Source organism: Desulfobacter vibrioformis DSM 8776 (assembly GCF_000745975.1).
In the GTDB taxonomy this organism is placed as follows: domain Bacteria; phylum Desulfobacterota; class Desulfobacteria; order Desulfobacterales; family Desulfobacteraceae; genus Desulfobacter; species Desulfobacter vibrioformis.
The window spans coordinates 64,433-81,910 of sequence record NZ_JQKJ01000004.1 but is presented as its reverse complement, the minus strand read 5'-3'; the positions used below and the strand labels follow the sequence as shown (position 1 = coordinate 81,910).

20 protein-coding genes and 1 tRNA gene are annotated in these 17,478 nt (G+C 47.2%); 11 read left to right on the top strand and 10 right to left on the bottom strand.

Annotation, left to right across the window (positions count from 1 at the left end; genetic code table 11):
* Positions 1-9: 9 nt before the first annotated feature.
* The 4 genes from prfA to coaE all read right to left on the bottom strand — a co-directional run bounded on the left by prfA (position 10) and on the right by coaE (position 3,484).
* Entirely contained in the window at positions 10-1,071 is a 1,062-nt protein-coding gene (gene prfA / locus Q366_RS04725) for a peptide chain release factor 1 (RefSeq protein ID WP_084691717.1), read from the bottom strand.
* A gap of 77 nt (positions 1,072-1,148) precedes the next feature.
* Positions 1,149-1,367, bottom strand: coding sequence for a 50S ribosomal protein L31 (gene rpmE / locus Q366_RS04720; protein ID WP_035236810.1), 219 nt, complete (start codon positions 1,365-1,367; stop codon positions 1,149-1,151).
* Positions 1,368-1,457: 90 nt separating this feature from the next.
* Complete coding sequence (rho, locus tag Q366_RS04715; protein ID WP_035236809.1) at positions 1,458-2,705, bottom strand: transcription termination factor Rho; 1,248 nt, start codon at positions 2,703-2,705, stop codon at positions 1,458-1,460.
* Between the two features lie 167 nt (positions 2,706-2,872).
* Complete coding sequence (gene coaE / locus Q366_RS04710) at positions 2,873-3,484, bottom strand: dephospho-CoA kinase (RefSeq protein ID WP_035236808.1); 612 nt, start codon at positions 3,482-3,484, stop codon at positions 2,873-2,875.
* A 134-nt stretch (positions 3,485-3,618) separates the two neighbouring features.
* On the opposite strand from coaE, the gene ndk reads away from it, so the two are divergent.
* On the top strand, positions 3,619-4,038 hold the full coding sequence (gene ndk / locus Q366_RS04705; protein WP_035236807.1) for a nucleoside-diphosphate kinase: 420 nt from the start codon (positions 3,619-3,621) through the stop codon (positions 4,036-4,038).
* Between the two features lie 51 nt (positions 4,039-4,089).
* Here the strand turns inward: ndk and larE are convergent, their stop codons facing one another.
* On the bottom strand, positions 4,090-4,923 hold the full coding sequence (gene larE / locus Q366_RS04700) for an ATP-dependent sacrificial sulfur transferase LarE (protein ID WP_051957822.1): 834 nt from the start codon (positions 4,921-4,923) through the stop codon (positions 4,090-4,092).
* Positions 4,924-5,123: 200 nt separating this feature from the next.
* On the opposite strand from larE, the gene Q366_RS04695 reads away from it, so the two are divergent.
* A tRNA-Gln gene (locus Q366_RS04695) sits at positions 5,124-5,197 on the top strand.
* A 198-nt stretch (positions 5,198-5,395) separates the two neighbouring features.
* Here the strand turns inward: Q366_RS04695 and Q366_RS21220 are convergent.
* The 4 genes from Q366_RS21220 to Q366_RS21525 form a co-directional block, all read right to left on the bottom strand.
* Entirely contained in the window at positions 5,396-5,539 is a 144-nt protein-coding gene (locus Q366_RS21220) for a hypothetical protein (protein ID WP_156968114.1), read from the bottom strand.
* 250 nt (positions 5,540-5,789) lie between these two features.
* Entirely contained in the window at positions 5,790-6,011 is a 222-nt protein-coding gene (locus Q366_RS04685) for a type II toxin-antitoxin system HicB family antitoxin (RefSeq protein ID WP_035236804.1), read from the bottom strand.
* Between the two features lie 366 nt (positions 6,012-6,377).
* The gene (locus Q366_RS04680; protein WP_035236801.1) at positions 6,378-7,625 is read right to left on the bottom strand and encodes a tyrosine-type recombinase/integrase; all 1,248 of its coding nucleotides are present in this window, start codon (positions 7,623-7,625) and stop codon (positions 6,378-6,380) included.
* 31 nt (positions 7,626-7,656) lie between these two features.
* Entirely contained in the window at positions 7,657-7,857 is a 201-nt protein-coding gene (locus tag Q366_RS21525; protein ID WP_169742933.1) for a hypothetical protein, read from the bottom strand.
* Positions 7,858-8,358: 501 nt separating this feature from the next.
* Between Q366_RS21525 and Q366_RS04675 the strand changes: the two genes are divergently transcribed.
* The 9 genes from Q366_RS04675 to Q366_RS04635 all read left to right on the top strand — a co-directional run bounded on the left by Q366_RS04675 (position 8,359) and on the right by Q366_RS04635 (position 16,967).
* Positions 8,359-8,886, top strand: a complete 528-nt coding sequence (locus tag Q366_RS04675; RefSeq protein ID WP_245619872.1) for an ATPase — start codon at positions 8,359-8,361, stop codon at positions 8,884-8,886.
* A complete protein-coding gene (locus tag Q366_RS21215) occupies positions 8,883-9,050 on the top strand; it encodes a hypothetical protein (protein WP_156968113.1) in 168 nt (55 codons plus the stop codon). The genes Q366_RS04675 and Q366_RS21215 overlap by 4 nt, the downstream gene beginning before the upstream one ends.
* A 314-nt stretch (positions 9,051-9,364) precedes the next feature.
* Positions 9,365-10,255 carry an FRG domain-containing protein gene (locus Q366_RS04670; protein ID WP_035236795.1) on the top strand — a complete coding sequence of 297 codons (891 nt, stop codon included), beginning with the start codon at positions 9,365-9,367 and terminating at the stop codon, positions 10,253-10,255.
* Positions 10,256-11,159: 904 nt separating this feature from the next.
* A complete protein-coding gene (locus tag Q366_RS04660) occupies positions 11,160-12,305 on the top strand; it encodes an ABC transporter substrate-binding protein (RefSeq protein WP_035236789.1) in 1,146 nt (381 codons plus the stop codon).
* 23 nt (positions 12,306-12,328) lie between these two features.
* Positions 12,329-13,204: a branched-chain amino acid ABC transporter permease gene (locus Q366_RS04655; RefSeq protein ID WP_035236786.1), complete on the top strand. Its 876-nt coding sequence runs from the start codon at positions 12,329-12,331 to the stop codon at positions 13,202-13,204.
* The gene (locus Q366_RS04650) at positions 13,205-14,164 is read left to right on the top strand and encodes a branched-chain amino acid ABC transporter permease (protein WP_035236783.1); all 960 of its coding nucleotides are present in this window, start codon (positions 13,205-13,207) and stop codon (positions 14,162-14,164) included. It begins immediately after the preceding gene.
* Positions 14,161-14,955: an ABC transporter ATP-binding protein gene (locus Q366_RS04645; protein ID WP_084691715.1), complete on the top strand. Its 795-nt coding sequence runs from the start codon at positions 14,161-14,163 to the stop codon at positions 14,953-14,955. The genes Q366_RS04650 and Q366_RS04645 overlap by 4 nt, the downstream gene beginning before the upstream one ends.
* A 3-nt stretch (positions 14,956-14,958) precedes the next feature.
* Entirely contained in the window at positions 14,959-15,705 is a 747-nt protein-coding gene (locus tag Q366_RS04640) for an ABC transporter ATP-binding protein (RefSeq protein WP_035236781.1), read from the top strand.
* Positions 15,705-16,967: a phenylacetate--CoA ligase family protein gene (locus Q366_RS04635; protein WP_035236779.1), complete on the top strand. Its 1,263-nt coding sequence runs from the start codon at positions 15,705-15,707 to the stop codon at positions 16,965-16,967. The genes Q366_RS04640 and Q366_RS04635 overlap by 1 nt, the downstream gene beginning before the upstream one ends.
* Positions 16,968-16,975: 8 nt before the next feature.
* On the opposite strand, the gene Q366_RS04630 is transcribed toward Q366_RS04635, so the two are convergent.
* Positions 16,976-17,446, bottom strand: a complete 471-nt coding sequence (locus Q366_RS04630; RefSeq protein ID WP_051957821.1) for an Lrp/AsnC family transcriptional regulator — start codon at positions 17,444-17,446, stop codon at positions 16,976-16,978.
* Positions 17,447-17,478 lie beyond the last annotated feature (32 nt).

Sequence of the window (17,478 nt, the reverse complement as noted above, 5' to 3'; positions counted from 1 at the left end):
TTCCCCGGACTAGCTGTCTTTCAAGGCCAGGGTTTGATTGTGCGCTCGTAAGGCATCAATCACTTCCTGGATATCGCCTTCCATGATACTGTCCAGCCGGTACAGGGTCAGACCGATACGATGATCGGTCATCCGGCCCTGGGGGAAATTATATGTGCGAATGCGCCCGGACCGGTCACCTGTACCCACCTGCCCTTTCCGGTCGGCAGCCCGTTTGGCATCCTCTTCCTGGATCTTGGCATCAAGGATGCGGGACTTAAGAACATTTAAGGCCTTGGCCTTGTTTTTATGCTGGGATTTTTCATCCTGGCAGGTGGCCACAACGCCTGTGGGAATATGGGTAATGCGGACAGCGGAATCCGTAGTATTTACAGACTGGCCACCAGGACCCGAAGAACGGAACACATCCACTTTCAGATCCGCAGGATTAATCTCAATATCCACATCCTCGGCTTCGGGCAGAACTGCCACGGTAACCGCAGAGGTGTGGACACGGCCCTGGGTTTCAGTTTCAGGAACCCGTTGTACCCTATGGATACCGCTTTCATATTTGAACTGGGAATAGGCGCCTTTGCCCTGCACCATGGAAACCACTTCCTTGAACCCACCGGCAGCCGAGTCATTCTTCTCAATGATTTCGATCTTCCAGTGTTTGGACTCTGCGTACCTTGTGTACATGCGGAAAAGGTCTCCGGCAAAAATACCGGCTTCTTCACCGCCGGTGCCGGCCCGGATTTCCAGAATGACATTTTTCTCATCCCGGGGATCCTTGGGCATCAAAAGAATATTAAGCCGCTCATGAAGCTGGGCGATTCTGGATTCAAGTATGGGGATCTCTTCCTTAGCCATGGCCCGGATCTCAGGGTCACTGTCCTTGAGAAGCGCCTTGGCTTCCTTGAGCTCTTCTTCTGCGCCCGTATATTCCCGGAACACCGGCACAATCTTGTTCAATTCACCGTGTTCCTTGAGATATTCCTGGTACTTTTTCTGATCCGCCATCACTGCGGGATCACTGAGCAGATGCTCAATCTTTATGAATCGTTCTTCAGTGCCTTTTAGTTTTCTGATCATTGTCAAAGCGCCCCGGATAAAAATTCAAAAAGGGGTCTTTGTTCAAGACCCCTCTTGCATATCTGCCGATATAACAGCTAAACCAGTTTGGTTGCGTCAAACCCTGCGTATTTTTTCTTGAAACGGTCAATACGGCCGGCAGAGTCAACCAGTTTCTGCTTCCCGGTGAAAAAGGGATGGCACTGGGAGCAAATTTCCACCTTGATATTCTCTTTTGTGGAACTGATGTCAAATGTTGCGCCACAGGCACAGGTTGCTGTTGTTTTAGTGTAGTTCGGATGGGTGTCTTTTTTCATCTTACACGTAACTCCTTGCAGTCTTCGTCATAAAAGACTTAAATAAAATATAGGTTAAACCCCTAACAGGTCTTTTAATAAAATTTTCTATTATGAATTCATCATTTCAAGAAATTCTTTATTATCTTTTGTTCCGTTCATTTTTTCAAGCAAAAACTGCATTGCATCCACAGAATTTAAACTTGAAAGCAATTTTCTTAAAATCCAGACCCGGTTCAGCACATCAGGCTCAAGGAGCAGCTCCTCTTTCCGGGTACCGGAACGGTTCATATCAATGGCAGGGAATACACGCTTGTCCGCAAGCTTTCGATCAAGTACAAGTTCCATGTTACCCGTACCCTTGAATTCTTCAAAAATAACCTCATCCATTCTGGACCCGGTATCCACAAGCGCTGTGGCAATAATGGTCAGGCTGCCGCCTTCCTCTATGTTCCGGGCTGCCCCGAAAAACCGTTTTGGACGGTCCAGGGCATTGGAATCCACACCACCGGACAAAATTTTTCCGGAAGGCGGCATCACCGAATTATACGCCCTTGCAAGGCGTGTGATACTATCTAAAAGAATCACGACATCATGGCCCTGTTCCACAATCCGCTTGGCCTTTTCAATGACCATTTCAGCCACCTGTACATGGCGCTCTGAAGGTTCGTCAAAGGTGGAGGAAATCACTTCCGCATCCACGGAACGGGCCATGTCCGTCACCTCTTCGGGGCGTTCATCAATGAGCAGAATCATGGGAACCAGATTTTTATGAGCCTTGATCATGGAATTGGCAATGTTCTGGAGCAGCATGGTCTTGCCGGCCTTGGGCGGGGACACAATAAGGCCGCGCTGGCCGAATCCGATGGGGGACATCAGATCAATGACCCGCATGGAATAATTATCAGGCTCTGCCTCAAGATTCATTTTACGATCCGGATACAGGGGCAGCAGGTTATCAAACAAAATGGTTTCAGCCGCCATTTCAGGATTCATAAAATTGACGGCCTCCACCTTCAGCAGTGCAAAATACCGTTCAGAATCCTTGGGCTGGCGGACCTGGCCGGAGATGGTATCTCCGGTACGCAGATTAAACCGCCGGATCTGGGAGGGAGATACATAAATATCGTCGGGGCCGGCCAGATAATTGTACCCCGGCGCCCTCAAAAAGCCAAATCCGTCCGGAAGGATTTCAAGGGTGCCTTCACCGTAGATCTGACCGCTTTCTTCAATATTGGCCTGGAGCAGGGCAAAGATCAGCTCCTGTTTCTTCAGGCCGCCAATCCCCTGAATATTATATTTTTTGGCAAGTTTGGTGAGCTCACTGATTTTCATCTTATTGAGTTCTACAAGATTCATGCAATCTCCTGATCTGATCCGTCAGTCTGGTTAAATGGATATATGAATTCACAATGCAATTTTTTTTTGGGGATGCCTTTTTGATAATCTGGAGGCCAACCGACCCTGCGGGAAAAAAAGACCGATAATGTGAAACTTCAGTAATTTAAAAAACAATTAAGGTATTATTATTTTTTTGTCAAGCGCTGATTGACAAGTTTTCGGTACAAAACATCCACTGATTTAAAAACAGCTTCCGGCTCACCTGTGTTTTCAATAACATAATCGGCCTTTTGGATCTTTTCAGACTGGGGCATCTGGATGGCTAAAAGCTTTTGGGCACTTTCCCGGCCCACACCGTCCCGGCCGGCAATCCGGTCAACAAGGGTGCTGTCCGCAGCTGTCACCACCACAATCACATCGAAAAGATTTTCCATACCAAGTTCAAATAAAAGCGGGACTTCAACCGCACAGGATGTTTGCTTTGAATGGACCGCTTCATCCATCTGCCTGACTGTTTCGCTGATAATCACAGGATGCAGAATGGATTCAAGTTTTTCCCGGCTGCCTTTTGTGGTTACAATCATACGTCTCAGGGCCGGGCGATCCAAAGTTCGATCCGAGGCCACAATCCCGGGCCCAAACGCCTTAACCACCTGATTATACGCAGCCTGTCCCGGCGCAACTACCTGCCTTGCAATTTCGTCGCAATCCAGGGTGATCAGGCCGATACGCCGAAATCCCTCACACACAAGACTCTTTCCCGAGCCTGCCGATCCTGTCACGCCTATTTTAAGCATTGTATTCCATCGTGATATTAATTTTTTTTCCCTTCAATTCCTAGTGTTTAACGGGTTTGACTTATAATATATTCCTGTGATACTTATCAAGCCCGTTAAATCACCCATTAACTTTTTTTTAAAGGAGAACATACGTGGAAAGAACCTTATCCATTATCAAACCTGACGGTGTAGGAAAAAACATCATCGGCGAAGTCATCAAACGGTTTGAAACCAACGGCATTAAAATCGCAGCCATGAAAATGATCCATCTGAGCAAATCCCAGGCCCAGGGTTTTTATGCAGTCCATAAGGAACGTCCTTTTTTCGACAGCCTGACTGACTTCATGACATCCGGCCCCATCGTTGTAATGGTGCTTGAAGGCGAAGATGTTATCGCAAAAAACAGAACACTGATGGGCGCCACAAATTTCAAAGAAGCAGAAGAAGGCACCATTCGCAGGGAATATGCCACGGACATTGAAAAGAATGTTGTCCACGGCTCTGATGCCCCGGAAACCGCTGCATTTGAAATCGGTTATTTCTTCAACGAATTAGAACTGCATTCCCGTTAGCATCGCCCCGAAATTTCTTCGTCCCCGGCAGTGCATAACGCTGGGGGCGATTTATATTTGCACCTTGGACGCCGGCGTATAGCCCTCCAGATCCATGCAGACAGAATGAAAACCCACCCCTTTAATTCTCTGTACTACTTCCTGCCTGAGCTCCGGTTTCCCCAAGCGATTCAGTTGATCAGGACATAATTCAATTCGGGCCAGTCTACCATGACACCGGACCCGTACTCGACCAAAACCCAATCCATTGAGACAGGCCTCTGCCCGCTCAACTCTTACCAGTTTTTCTTTCGTGATGATATCTCCGTGGGGGATACGGGTGGCCAGGCAGGACTGGGCAGGTAAATCCCAGGTCTCAAGCCCCAGTATTTTTGAGCATGCACGGATTTTTTCCTTTGTAAAACCAGCCGCCACCAAAGGCGTTTTAAAACCCAGCTCCCGGGCCGCTTCCATGCCTGGCCGAAATTCCTGCAAATCGTCCAGATTTGCCCCGTGCAAAAAGGTATGAACCCCGCGTTTCTTTGCTTCCGCCACGACCCTGGAAAATAAAAACAATTTACAAAAATAACAGCGTCTGTCCGTATTCCGGGTTACCCTGGCATCATCCAGTATAGTTGCAGGAACAAGAATTGGGGCTGTGCCCAAATATTGACCCAAACGGATCACCCGTTCTTTTTCTCCAGACGTAAAAAAATCAGAAACAATGGTAACAGGTAATACCAGGCCCTGCCCTGCAATACGTGCTGCAGCAAGCAAAAACGCAGAATCTGCCCCCCCTGAAAATGCAATGGCCAGGCCAGAAAATTCTTTTAACACATTAATTAGCGTGGAAAATTCTTTATTTTGGGCCAGCAGCTCTTTTCCGGACTCTTTCAAATCAACCATACTGTTGTTCATATATTTTAATTAATTATAAAATGGGCCGGGTATACCGCTTTGGATTTAAACGACTTGCCTTTTTGAGCCCCAGTGATATTGATCAAAATAAGAAACCATATCCCAATTCAATCTTAACTTTCAACGAATATTTTCTTCTTGACTTCAATGATGCCCTTATTGTATATACGCGAACGTTGTTTTTCTGCTGGCTGATCGTCCAACGGCAGGACTACGGACTCTGACTCCGTCAATTAAGGTTCGAATCCTTATCAGCCAGCCATTGATTATAAAAGCTTTCAAGGTTTTTCCCTGAAAGCTTTTTTTGTGTTTGAAGCATTTAGCCCCCCCACTTTTTTACGGAATGGGAGCTGATTTGGTGGCTTCCCAGATGAGCTGATCAGTTAACAAATATTTTGCGGTTTTTGTGGCGGGGTCAAAAATTTCTACCACACGATGCTTGCCCGATATCGCATTGAGCCTAATATTGACAATCTTGGTGTGATACAAAATCTTTTGTTTTTTTCCTTCCTTCCTCCCGGTCGGCTTCAAGCCCACAAACACGACTGGCAAAGACGGTTTTAAAAAATTCAACGATATTAATTAAATCGAATTGATGCTTCATGGCCTTTCACCACATGACCCATTCGGTCCAAATTTAGGCATTTCATAATAAGGCTGGATTCCACCATTAAGACCGGGTGCAAACCGATAATTTAGATTTGATACTTTTTGGCAAGATAACAGACCAATCATAAAATTCAGGTTCTATAAAATCAGTAGGTTATGAATGGCACATTTTGACTTTTTATGCAAAATACCCGTAATCAGGCCCAAACCTAAATTATTGAATTGCACCCATTAAGACCCGCAGTTTAACCAACGGCAACCTCCATCTGGGTGATATAGATTTCCCCTTTAAGCCGGGTCTCTATTTCTTCCGGGGATGCACATTCAAAAAACAGTTCAAGGGCTTCCTGTAGATTTTCCCTTGCTTCGGAAACGGTTTCCCCTTGGCTGGCTATGTCCAGTTCTGGACACAAGGAGACGTAGCCGCTCCCCTCTTTTTCAATGATTGCTGTCAAATATCTTTTCATGGATGATTATCCTTTTGTTTAATGCTCTGGTTCCCACTTATTTTTTTGAGGTTAGCCCGTGCATTGAAAAAAACATCTGCACTTGCTTTGCTCTTCATATGGCCTGATTTATAAACTTTTAAGCGTCTTAACGCCTCCTGTACCCAAATGACTTCAAGGGCCTTTTCACACCGCTCAAGTTGTGCAGATATGTAGCCCCTTCTTTTGCATGATCACATATTTTTTATCATTCCTTTTTCTTGGGTGCTCACCCGCTAATACTTTGATTATGATTTTGGTCATTCGAATTCTCTGAATTTCCATGAAAAACAGAGGGTGAAAGCAACGGACTTATCTATTCCAACCATCTGAAATAATAAGTTAATTCTAAATCAAAGTATTAGCGGGTGAGCACCTTTTCTTGAATGGCAGGATATTTTCTTCCCGGTGTTCCCCCACTGCCCTATCAATGGCATCGGCGGCTAGTTTTAATTGGTCTGGGGCAAGATGAGAATATCTTTCAGTTACCTGAATGGTGGAATGCCCAAGGACCTTCTGAACCAGATAAAGACTGATCCCCTGCTTTACCATCCAGGAGGCGCAGGTATGCCGGCAGGTGTGGAAGGTAACCCGCTCCCGTCGATCCGTCACATCTTGATTAAACAGTTTATTGACCACTTCCCTGAATTTCTGGCTGATCTGTGTTGATGGCTTGCCCTCCCGACCCGGAAAAACAAGTTCATTTAATTGGCCCTTTTCTTTCTGCTGCATCAGTTCCGAAACATCCTTTGTCATGTTCACGGATCTGTCAGCACCCTTGGAGTCAATGATATTAAAAATGCCGTGCTCAAGATCTACCCGGGACCAAGTCAGATTAAATATTTCGGAAGCTCTCAGGCCACAATGCAGACTGATTAATGTTTTTTCATAAAGGGGGATACTGACCTTATGTAACTCATCTAAAAGTATCTGGGCTTCTGATCTGGACAGAAAACGAATCCTGGCGTTATTATTCTGACTGATCTTCTTTTTCATGGTCTTAGATACCATGGGCATTTCCGGAGCATACCCCTCTTCCCTGGCTTCTCGCCATATCTGTTTTAACGTCGTCATGGCATATTCAGCGGTCCGGACACTTTTCCCGGAGTCTACCATGTCATAAAAAACGCTTTCGACATCTCCCTTGCCAATATCCCAAAAAGTCCGCTTGCCGATATTTTTATCAATCCACACCCTGAATAAAGACTCTTCCCGTTCGTATGTTCTCTGCGTTTTTTCCTTCCTTATCTGCGGGTAATAAATCTGGTGAAAAAATTCATGGATGGTTATTCCCCGTTTCTCCTGTTCCATTGCAGCCTTTTTTTCAAGTTTCTTTTTGGCTTCAAGTTTTGCCCTGGCTTCAGACAAACGACTTTCACCCTTACCTGTGGCAGCAGCTTCTTTGAGTTCGGCCAATTTCAGTGCAACTTTTTGAGGTGTCCATCCCTCACTCGCCCAACCAACGCCTTCCTCTTTCCGCCTGCCGTCTTTCTGATAACGAATAAAAAAATACTGGTCCAGCAGGATTCCATGTTTCCGAGTTTTATGCTCTCGATATCTCACCCCCGGATATTTTGTACTCTTATATTGTGCCATTCTAACTCACCTTTTTCCCAATGTCATAAAGTTAACGGCAAGGTTTTAAATTCATATGATGCTCCCTTTTGGCAACTTTATGTTTTCGTTCAAATTTACGCCCAGGTCTAATCGGTTCTGTTGCTCCCATAAAAAGTGTATGAATTTGCCGGATTAGCTGTTCAATTATTTCACGAGGTCTTTCAAAAAGTAAAAAGAGTGTATCTTTGGATTTTGAAATTGCCTGTGTCATATTCAATTTATGTTCGTGCTTTTTTTTATCATCCTTTTTCTCTATTACATCTTGAGCAGGTGATGCTCAATGTCATAAACTTAAGCATTGAGTATTTTATTTCACCATGAAGGACATGAAGAGCATGAAGAATATATGCCGGAAAATCAATCTTCATGTCCTTCATGCTCTTCATGGTTTTAATTCGGAAGCATCTTAACTTTATGACATTGAGGCAGGAGTATAATATATAAAATTGCTTCTCGATATTTCAGGGTAGATACAATATGTGGTGATCGAATAATTCCCCGAAAAGAGTTCAATCATACCATAATTGTGGACCCTGGTATTACTTGATCGTATTATGGATATCCTTCCCAATATCTGAGTACCTGGGGAATTTAGGTTGATGCAAGCGTTATTGAGTTTTCAGTCCCAGCATTCTTATGAAGTTCCTCCTTGTTCTATCATAGTTTAAACGGTATATTTTGCACAATAAGTTGGCTGAAATCAGAAGAGATAATGATGTCGAAAAATAAAAGCCTAAAATGCTATATTATTGCAGGGCCTAACGGGGCGGGAAAAACCACTTTTGCAGAGAACTATCTCCCAGTGGAGGCTGAATGCCTAAATTTTATAAACGCTGATATGATTGCAAAAGGGCTTGCTCCTTTCAACCCGGAAAGCATTGCCATAGAAGCGGGGAAAATATTTTTAAAACGTATCGAAACATTGACCTCAAACAAAGTTTCATTTGCATTTGAGACAACGCTAAGTGGATTGAATTTCATTGATCGAATTAAAAAATGGCGGGCAGTTGGTTATGAAGTCATATTGTATTTTTTATATTTGCCCGATGCCGAACTGGCGGTGAGACGCGTAAGATTCCGGGTTGCCCAAGGAGGGCATAGTGTGCCGGAAGATGTGATTATCAGAAGGTATAGTAGAGGCTGGGATAATTTTCAAAAGCATTATAAACAGCTCGTAGATGACTGGATTGTTTTCGATAATTCTGGAGATCAACCTTTGATCATGGAGGAAAAACAATGAAAAATGAATCTAATTCAAAATCTGCACTTGATGCAATGCGCAGAGCCGCAATCAAAGCAATCGAAAAAGCAGCAAATCTGGACTTGGAAATACCTGAGTGGCGAAATGGGAAAATAGTTTACGTGAATGCAAAGAAAAAACTGAAAAGGCTTCGTTGTTCTTGATTTTAAATTTTGGTGAAAACTCCTTTTCTCATGAAAATTTCAAAAAAAGCAACATCTACAGGTCTATCAAGTGTTTAATAGTTCTGGTAATCCGCCCTATAAATTTTTATCAGAACGGGAGACTAATACCATTGCTCGACAATAGCCTTTATGAATTTTTACTGGTGCTATCCTTGCCATAATGAGCAGATATATTGGAATTTGATCAGTTGTCAATTAATATGTATGCTGTCCCCGGAATTGGAATTCAGTAATCGTTATGCCACGGATAAAAAGTATATCTATGGTGAGATGCTAAACTCTGAGGAATGATAATGGAAATATCACAGACAGAATGCACAGTGGGATCTATATCCGAGTTTAATGATTTTGTGTTTAAATCATTCAGCCAATGGGAAAACGAAAAAGGGAATGGTTCTCAACCTCATGTTTGGTTTCGTGGTCAGGGTCGAGACGATCCTCTGTTGCCCAAAGTCCTGCGAAAGGTCAAGAACTCGGATACTGGCAAGGAAAGCAAGTATAAAGAGCATTATATACATCAGGCCTTTTCTGCAACCTACCGGAACTACACTTCGGAGAGATTCCAAGATCGATCAAGCGAATATTATAGTTTCATGCAACACTACGGTATTCCTACCCGTCTCCTTGATTGGACCGAGAACGGAGCCTTAGCACTTTACTTTGCAGTAAGCGGCGGCACATTTGACGAGGATGTACAGCGGGTTGTTTGGGTAATGAATCCTGGAGCGCTCAATAGCTTAACTACAGGTCAACTATCATCATATGGCCCTATAGAAAGTCAAGTGGCTCTTGTGCAGTTACGTCTAAAGATGCCTGGGTATATAAAAAATGGAAAACTAATAAAACAGTTCATTACCAAGGAAATTGATTCCCTTCCTTCCTATGACAGACCTTCAGTTGAGCGGCTTAGCTTCCCTCTTGCTTTCTGGCCGGCCAGTAGTGGAAATATTCGAATAACTACTCAGAAAGGATGCTTTACAATTCACGGTACCGACCCCCAACCGATTGAAGCATTGTTTGAAAATCCTGAAATTAAAAAATACCTCATTAAGATCAATATTAAAAAATCATCTGTTTTGTTGCTACGAAAGCAACTTCAAATTTTGGGCGTAACGCCTATGTCTGTTTATCCTGACTTATTTGGGTCGTCCAGTGAGTTGAATAGTTCACGCTATATGGAGTAGTATAAATGAGCAAAAATGATTTGAGCCAACATAACAGCCTTGTTACAGCATAACCATTCACTTGTACCGACCCAAAAGTCGGGCGGAACGGTTCAACTGTTATTAGGAATCGTAAACCCAACAATCTGTCTATAAGTCTGGACTTTTGGGGGAAATGATTCCACCCCAATATGTTGTGCCTACCCTGAAAACCTAAGAATCAATTTAATAGAACATATTCCTTCCTTTTTGAGGGGACAAAATTGATGAACCCGTAAAAGTCCAACCCATGGTTAAGTAAAAAGCTTCGCCTACAAGGCATGGTGTCTGGTCAGGCGCCATAACGCAGCATGCACTCAATGTCATAAACTTAAGCATTGAGTATTTTATTTCACCATGAAGGACATGAAGAATATATGCCGGAAAATCAATCGTCATGTCCTTCATGCTCTTCATGGTTTTAATTCGGAAGCATCTTAACTTTATGACATTGAGCATGCACTATACATTTTTTATATTAGGCATATTGCCCTGTTTCACTAATTTTTCGCACAAAACAGATCCTGCCTCAAAATAAAGACAGGTATTTTAAACCCACGACCGATTAAATAAAAATTCCTTTAAAACTGACCGGTTAAAAAAGCTTGACACCAATGGCACCCTTGATTAGGTATGTAGCCAACATTTGATGCACAACACAAGGGAACACTCGGGTATTACTTTTTTTGACTTTTTTTATAGTTAGATTTTTCAACGGTATTTTTCTCAGACAGTCTGCACGGGGAACCTTGATGTAGTGCTTTCAAGAGATAACAAAGGACCTTAAGCCATGGGCAGACCCGAAAACCGGAAAGCCCATGGTTTTTTTTTCCAAAAACGCGGTCCTTACCAACCACCATTAATAATAGAGGGAGGGAGAGTTACCATGAAACAAAAACACCTTGTACTTGCAATGCTTGTCATTGTCCTGTCGATGCTTCTGGTATCAGGGGCTGTGGCGGCGGATGTTTACAAAATCGGCGGCATTTTCTCGGTCACGGGCAGGGCCTCGTTTCTGGGAGATCCTGAAAAGAAAACCATGGAGATGATGGTTGAGCAGATCAATGCGGCGGGCGGCATTGACGGACATAGGCTTGAGGCGGTGATTTATGATTCCGAAGGGGATCCTGCCAAAGCCGTATCCGCCGTAAACAAGCTGCTCCACAAGGACAAGGTCATTGCCATCATCGGTCCTTCCACCACACCCACCACCCTTGCCATTGTCAATTTCACCAAACGGGAAAAAGTGCCTTTGATCAGCTGTGCCGCCGGCATCAAAATCACCACTCCGGTGGATCCCTGGGTATTCAAAACCGCCCAGAGTGATTTACTGGCCGTGGCAGCCGTGTACCAGCAGATGAAAACCGCCGGCATTAAAAAGATCGGTATCCTCACGGTGTCCAACGCCTATGGCGAAAGCGGGAAAAAACAGCTTTTAAGCCAGGCGGAAAAATTCGGCATCCAGGTGGTCTTGAATGAAAGCTTTGGCGCCAAAGATACCGACACCACGGCCCAACTGGCTAAAATCAAGGCCGCCGGACCAGATGCCATTGTGTGCTGGGGCACCAATCCCGGTCCGGCTGTGGTGGCAAAAAATGCAAAACAGCTTAAAATCGACATTCCGCTCTACCAGAGCCACGGGGTGGGATCACCCAAGTTCATTGAACTGGCCGGGGATGCAGCCAACGGCAATATCCTGCCCACGGGCAAAATTCTTGTGACCAGCCTTCTGGATGATACCGACCCCCAGAAAAAAGTACTTGAAGATTATCAAAAAGCTTATCAAAATAAGTTTTCCGGGAACGTATCCGGATTTGGCGGGTATGCCTATGATGCCGTAAACCTTCTGGCCAATGCATTAAAAGGCAGCAGCGGAGACAAGGAAAAAATCCGGGACAACCTGGAAGCCACCAAAGGTTACGTGGGTGCCACAGGAGAATTCAACTTCACCGCCCAGGACCATAATGGTCTCTCCCCGGCCGCCTTTGTCATGGTGGAGATCCAAAACGGCACCTGGACCCTGTTAAAATAACAAGAGGACTTTATATTAAGAATATGCAAGAAATTGTCCAGTATCTGTTTTCAGGAATTACCACCGGCGCTGTGTATGCCGTGATCGCCGTGGGGCTGTCCATGCTGTACAGCTCCACGGAGCTGATCAACTTTGCCCACGGGGAGTTTGTCATGATCGGGGCCCTGGCCATGGTAACCCTGTGGGTGCGTATAGGGCTTCCGCTCCCCTTGGCCGTGGCAGGCGCTGTGGCAGCAGGCTGTATGCTAGGGCTGGTATTTGAACGGCTTGCCATCCGTACGGCAAGAAATCCCCAGCCAATTACCCTGATCATTATTACAGTGGGGGCAAGTATTTTCCTGAAAGGCGCGGCCATGATTGTCTGGGGAAAAGATCCCTTCAGCATGCCCTCGTTTTCCAGCCATGAATCCATTGAAATTTTTGGTGCGGCCCTTCTGCCCCAGAGCATCTGGATCGTTACAGCCGCCCTGGTGCTTGCAGGCGGCATCCATTTGTTCCTGAAACAGACCCTGACCGGCAAGGCCATGGTGGCCTGTGCCGTCAACAAAAAAGCGGCCTGGCTGTCAGGCATCCCGTCGGAAAAAATGGGGATTCTGGCCTTTGGCATCAGCGCCGGCTGCGGGGCGGTGGCAGGGATATTCATTGCCCCCATTACCATGAGTTCCTATGACATGGGCACGATCCTGGGGATTAAAGGATTCTGCGCCGCCATGATCGGGGGGCTTGGCAGCCTGTGGGGGGCCTTTGCAGGGGGGTTGCTTTTGGGCATTCTGGAATCCCTGGGCGCGGGCCTTATCTCTTCAGCTCTGAAGGATGCCATCGCCTTTGTGCTCCTGCTTCTGATTCTTTACATCCGGCCGGGCGGACTGTTTGCGGCCAAAGAGGCCAAGCGGTTTTAAATGATGACAGATAAAAATAAAACCATCTGGATTGAATACCTGGTCTTTTTATGTGTGGTGTCGGCATTTGGACTGATCACGGAAAACACCTATTATCTTCAGATCATGACCTTTATCGGGATCAACACCCTTCTGGCACTGGGCCTTAACATGCTCATGGGGTACACCGGCCAGGTCTCCTTAGGCCATGCCGCCTTTTACGGCATCGGAGCCTATACCACGGCCATCCTCTCCGGCACATACGCCATAAACCCCTGGCTGGCCCTTGTGTGCGCCGTGGCTGCCGCTGTGCTCATTGCTTTTATTGTGGGCCTGCCCACCCTGCGCCTTTCCGGCTATTACCTTGCCATGGGCACGCTCGGGTTTGGCATGATTGTCAACATCGTGATCCGGGAGTGGGGCGACGTGACCGGCGGGGCATCGGGCTTTGTGGGGATACCTGTGCTGGAGGCAGGTTCCCTGGTCTTCATGTCCGGGGCCAGTTACTATTTCCTTGTGTGGGGCATTGTGTTCGCCGCCATCATCATTTGCCGCAGGCTTCTTGCCTCCCGCACGGGCCGTGCGCTCCGGGCCATCCATGACGGAGAAAACGCCGCCGTTGCCATAGGCATCAACACCCATGCTCTCAAACTTGAGATATTTATGTTTTCAGCCGCCCTGGGCGCGGTTGCAGGATTCCTGTACGCCCATTTTGTCCTTTTTATCAGTCCTGAATCATTCGGATTCATGTTCTCCATAAAAATAGTCACCATGGTGGTGATCGGCGGCATGGCAAGTGTATGGGGGGCGCTGCTCGGTGCAGCCGTGTTAACCCTTCTTCCCGAAGTTCTCCACGGGTTTGCCGAATATGAAATGATCGTTTTCGGAACTGTTTTAATGGTTGTCATGATATTCATGCCCCAGGGGCTGACCCGGGGGATCATGGATATAATCCGGACAGCCCGGAGGGCCAGGGCATGACACTGTTACAGCCAACGCCTGGGAGCAGGCCCCAACACATACTTGAGGTGCAGGACCTGACCAAGATGTTCGGCGGGGTCAAGGCCCAGGACCACATCAATTTCTCCATTGAAAAAGGCATTGTATGCGGACTGATCGGTCCCAACGGGGCTGGAAAGACCACACTGTTCAACATGATCACCGGCATTTACCGGCCCGATACCGGCAAGGTGGTCTTCAATGGAAAAGATATCAGAAAAACACCTGTTCACAGACTGGTGAAAGCAGGGGTTGCCAGGACCTTCCAGCATGTGGAACTCTTTTCATCCATGACCTTGCTGGAAAACATCATGGTGGGCATGCATGTGCGCACCAAAGCAGGCTTCTGGGCCGCTGTCACCCGGATTCCGGCCATGAAGCGGGAAGAGCGGCAGTCCCGCCAAAAGGCGGAAGAGTTGCTTGAGTTCACGGGTCTTGCTGAAGATGCCCATAAAATGGCAGGAGACCTGCCCGCAGGCCGGCAGAAAACCGCACAGATCGCCCGGGCACTGGCGTCCAATCCCCTGCTGCTGCTGCTTGACGAACCGGCTGCCGGGTTGAACCCGGTTGAAACCCACGCCCTTGGCCAACTGATCCGGAAAATCAAACAGTCCGGGATCACCATGATGCTGGTGGAACATGACATGAGCCTGGTTATGGAGATGTCTGACAAGGTGGTTGTTCTGGACCAGGGAAAAAAACTGGCCCAGGGCACACCCCGGCAGATCCAGAGCAATGAGGCGGTGATGTCAGCCTACTTGGGCAATGGATAAATTATGCTGAAAATTAAAAACCTGAAATGCTGTTACGGAAATATTGCCGTGGTTCACACCGTGAGCCTTTCGGTGAGGCAGGGGGAGCTGATCTCCATCATCGGCGCCAACGGGGCAGGCAAAAGCACCCTTTTAGGCGCGGTGTGCGGCCTGTTAAAAAACTGGTCCGGGGAGATTGAGTTCAAAGGCCGCTCCCTTAAGGGGATGTCTGCCCCGGCCATTGTCAGCCAGGGCATCAGCATGGTGCCCGAGGGCCGGCAGATATTTTCACCCCTGAGCGTTATGGACAACCTGAAAATGGGGGCATATACCCGGTTCCGGAAAGAGGGAAAAACCCGGGTGGCCCAAGATCTTGACAGGGTGGTTCAGATGTTTCCCATATTAAGGGAACGCTCGGACCAGCTTGCCGGCACCCTGTCCGGGGGCGAGCAGCAGATGCTGGCCATTGGCAGGGCCTTGATGGCACGCCCTGCCCTGCTGGTGCTGGATGAACCCTCCATGGGTCTTGCCCCCAAAATTGTGGGGATGATTTTTGAAACCATCCAGACCCTTCGGGATACAGGGGTCACCATTCTTTTGGTGGAGCAAAATGCCAGGGCAGCCCTGAAAATTGCTGACCGGGGGTATGTATTGGAAACGGGAAAAATGGTGCTCCAGGGCAGCGCTGATGAACTTTTAGTGGATGATGATGTCAAGCGGGCCTACCTGGGCAAGGATTACGGCGACTTTTTGGACGGAAGGAATCAATAATGTCCGAACGTAAAACAATGACGGCTGGTATGGATAACACCGATAAAGAACAGCTTCAGCTTGAGCGGCTGCAAACCACATTGAACCGGGCCTGCCGGAATGTACCCTTTCACAGCAACCGCCTTTCGACAAACAATCTGTCCGGTATCACAGCCATTGAAGATCTTGCGGCGCTTCCCTTCATGGACCGCAGCCACCTGGCCACCCATTATCCCTATGGTTTGTTTGCCGTGCCCTTGCGCGATATTGTACGCATTCACACCGCCCCGGGCACAGGGGTCAATCCCTCCATCAGCGGATACACCAAAACCGATCTTGTAATCTGGCAAAAACTTGTGGCCAAAAGTTATACCGCAGCCGGGGTGACAGATGCGGACATCATCCTGATCCACCTGCCCCCAGGCCTGGCCAACTGGGCAAGGGACTACAAGGACGGCGGCGAAGCCATCGGGGCCGGGGTGATTCCCAACTCGCCGCTGTCCGTTGCCAAAACCCTGATGGTGGTGCGGGATTACAAGGTCACCACCCTTGTGACCACGCCTGCCTTTGCAAGGCATTTCATGGATTATCTGTTTGGCAAGGCATACAACCCCAACGCATTGAACCTGAAACATATCATTCTTGTGGGGGAACCCGTTGACGGCAAAACCATTTCCGAGCTTCGGGACAGACTGTATGTGGATGTATGGCTCAACTACGGGCTCAGCGAGATCCCCGGCCCTGCCATTGCCCATGAATGCCGGTATCATGAGGGGCTGCATATCAATGACGACCATATCCTGCCTGAAATTATAAATCCGTCCACAGGCAGGCCAGCCCCATCCGGAGAAACCGGAGAACTTGTTTTAACAACGCTTTCAGCAAGGGCATTCCCGCTGATCCGTTTCCGCACCGGAGACATGGCCCGGATTATCAGTGCCCCCTGCCCCTGCGGATCCGATTTTACCCGGATTCAGTGGATGGCTGAACGTGCTGACAATTACATGATCATTTCAGGCATCAAGATATCCGAACCCCAGATCAAGGAGAGCCTTAAAAAGACATTGGGCATGTCATCCCTTGACTGTACCATGAAACGGGTGTGCCAGGCAGGCACAGAAGTGCTTATGATTTGTATCGTCATGGACGATCATCTGTTTTCAGATGAAATAAAAGGGCTTGAACAGCTGGTTTCCCGGGCCGAAGACAATTTAAGTGAACAATGCGGTATCAAGGTTAAAATACGCCTGGTCCAGCAGCAACGGGGGCAGGAACAGGAATGAACGGGACGTCAGCAGTCATCCCCGGTTCCCAGGACAAGAATTTTTTTATCCTTGGGGCTGTCAATGACAAATGAGGACTGGATGCTCTGGATGCCCTGGATCCGGGTCAGTTTCCGGTTCATGAATTCAGCGTAGGCCTTGATGTCCTTTGCAATGACCTTGAGAATAAAATCATGGGCACCGGCAATCTGGTAGCACTCCACAACCTCTTCAAGTTCTGAAAACTTTTCCTTGATCAAAGGCACCGAAGACAGCTTGCTCAAGCTCAGCGTAATGCTGACAATGGCCATGATGGAAAAACCGACTTTTTCCGGATCCACCACAGCCGTAAAATGAGAGATCACACCGGCGGTTTCAAGGCGTTTGACCCGTTCCAGCGTAGCAGGCGCTGAAATGCCCACCATCCGGGACAGCTTGGCATTGGTAATTTTTGCGTTTTCCTGGAGAATATTCAGTATTTTCTTATCAATCCGGTCCAAATGGTATTCCGATCCCAATTGCGTTTTTCGAT

Coding starts and splice junctions, on each gene's coding strand:
- prfA (WP_084691717.1), bottom strand. CDS start 1,071: ATGATCAGAAAACTAAAAGGCACTGAAGAACGATTCATAAAGATTGAG.
- rpmE (WP_035236810.1), bottom strand. CDS start 1,367: ATGAAAAAAGACACCCATCCGAACTACACTAAAACAACAGCAACCTGT.
- rho (WP_035236809.1), bottom strand. CDS start 2,705: ATGAATCTTGTAGAACTCAATAAGATGAAAATCAGTGAGCTCACCAAA.
- coaE (WP_035236808.1), bottom strand. CDS start 3,484: ATGCTTAAAATAGGCGTGACAGGATCGGCAGGCTCGGGAAAGAGTCTT.
- larE (WP_051957822.1), bottom strand. CDS start 4,923: ATGGTTGATTTGAAAGAGTCCGGAAAAGAGCTGCTGGCCCAAAATAAA.
- Q366_RS21220 (WP_156968114.1), bottom strand. CDS start 5,539: ATGAAGCATCAATTCGATTTAATTAATATCGTTGAATTTTTTAAAACC.
- Q366_RS04685 (WP_035236804.1), bottom strand. CDS start 6,011: ATGAAAAGATATTTGACAGCAATCATTGAAAAAGAGGGGAGCGGCTAC.
- Q366_RS04680 (WP_035236801.1), bottom strand. CDS start 7,625: ATGGCACAATATAAGAGTACAAAATATCCGGGGGTGAGATATCGAGAG.
- Q366_RS21525 (WP_169742933.1), bottom strand. CDS start 7,857: ATGACACAGGCAATTTCAAAATCCAAAGATACACTCTTTTTACTTTTT.
- Q366_RS04675 (WP_245619872.1), top strand. CDS start 8,359: ATGATGTCGAAAAATAAAAGCCTAAAATGCTATATTATTGCAGGGCCT.
- Q366_RS21215 (WP_156968113.1), top strand. CDS start 8,883: ATGAAAAATGAATCTAATTCAAAATCTGCACTTGATGCAATGCGCAGA.
- Q366_RS04670 (WP_035236795.1), top strand. CDS start 9,365: ATGGAAATATCACAGACAGAATGCACAGTGGGATCTATATCCGAGTTT.
- Q366_RS04660 (WP_035236789.1), top strand. CDS start 11,160: ATGAAACAAAAACACCTTGTACTTGCAATGCTTGTCATTGTCCTGTCG.
- Q366_RS04655 (WP_035236786.1), top strand. CDS start 12,329: ATGCAAGAAATTGTCCAGTATCTGTTTTCAGGAATTACCACCGGCGCT.
- Q366_RS04650 (WP_035236783.1), top strand. CDS start 13,205: ATGATGACAGATAAAAATAAAACCATCTGGATTGAATACCTGGTCTTT.
- Q366_RS04645 (WP_084691715.1), top strand. CDS start 14,161: ATGACACTGTTACAGCCAACGCCTGGGAGCAGGCCCCAACACATACTT.
- Q366_RS04640 (WP_035236781.1), top strand. CDS start 14,959: ATGCTGAAAATTAAAAACCTGAAATGCTGTTACGGAAATATTGCCGTG.
- Q366_RS04635 (WP_035236779.1), top strand. CDS start 15,705: ATGTCCGAACGTAAAACAATGACGGCTGGTATGGATAACACCGATAAA.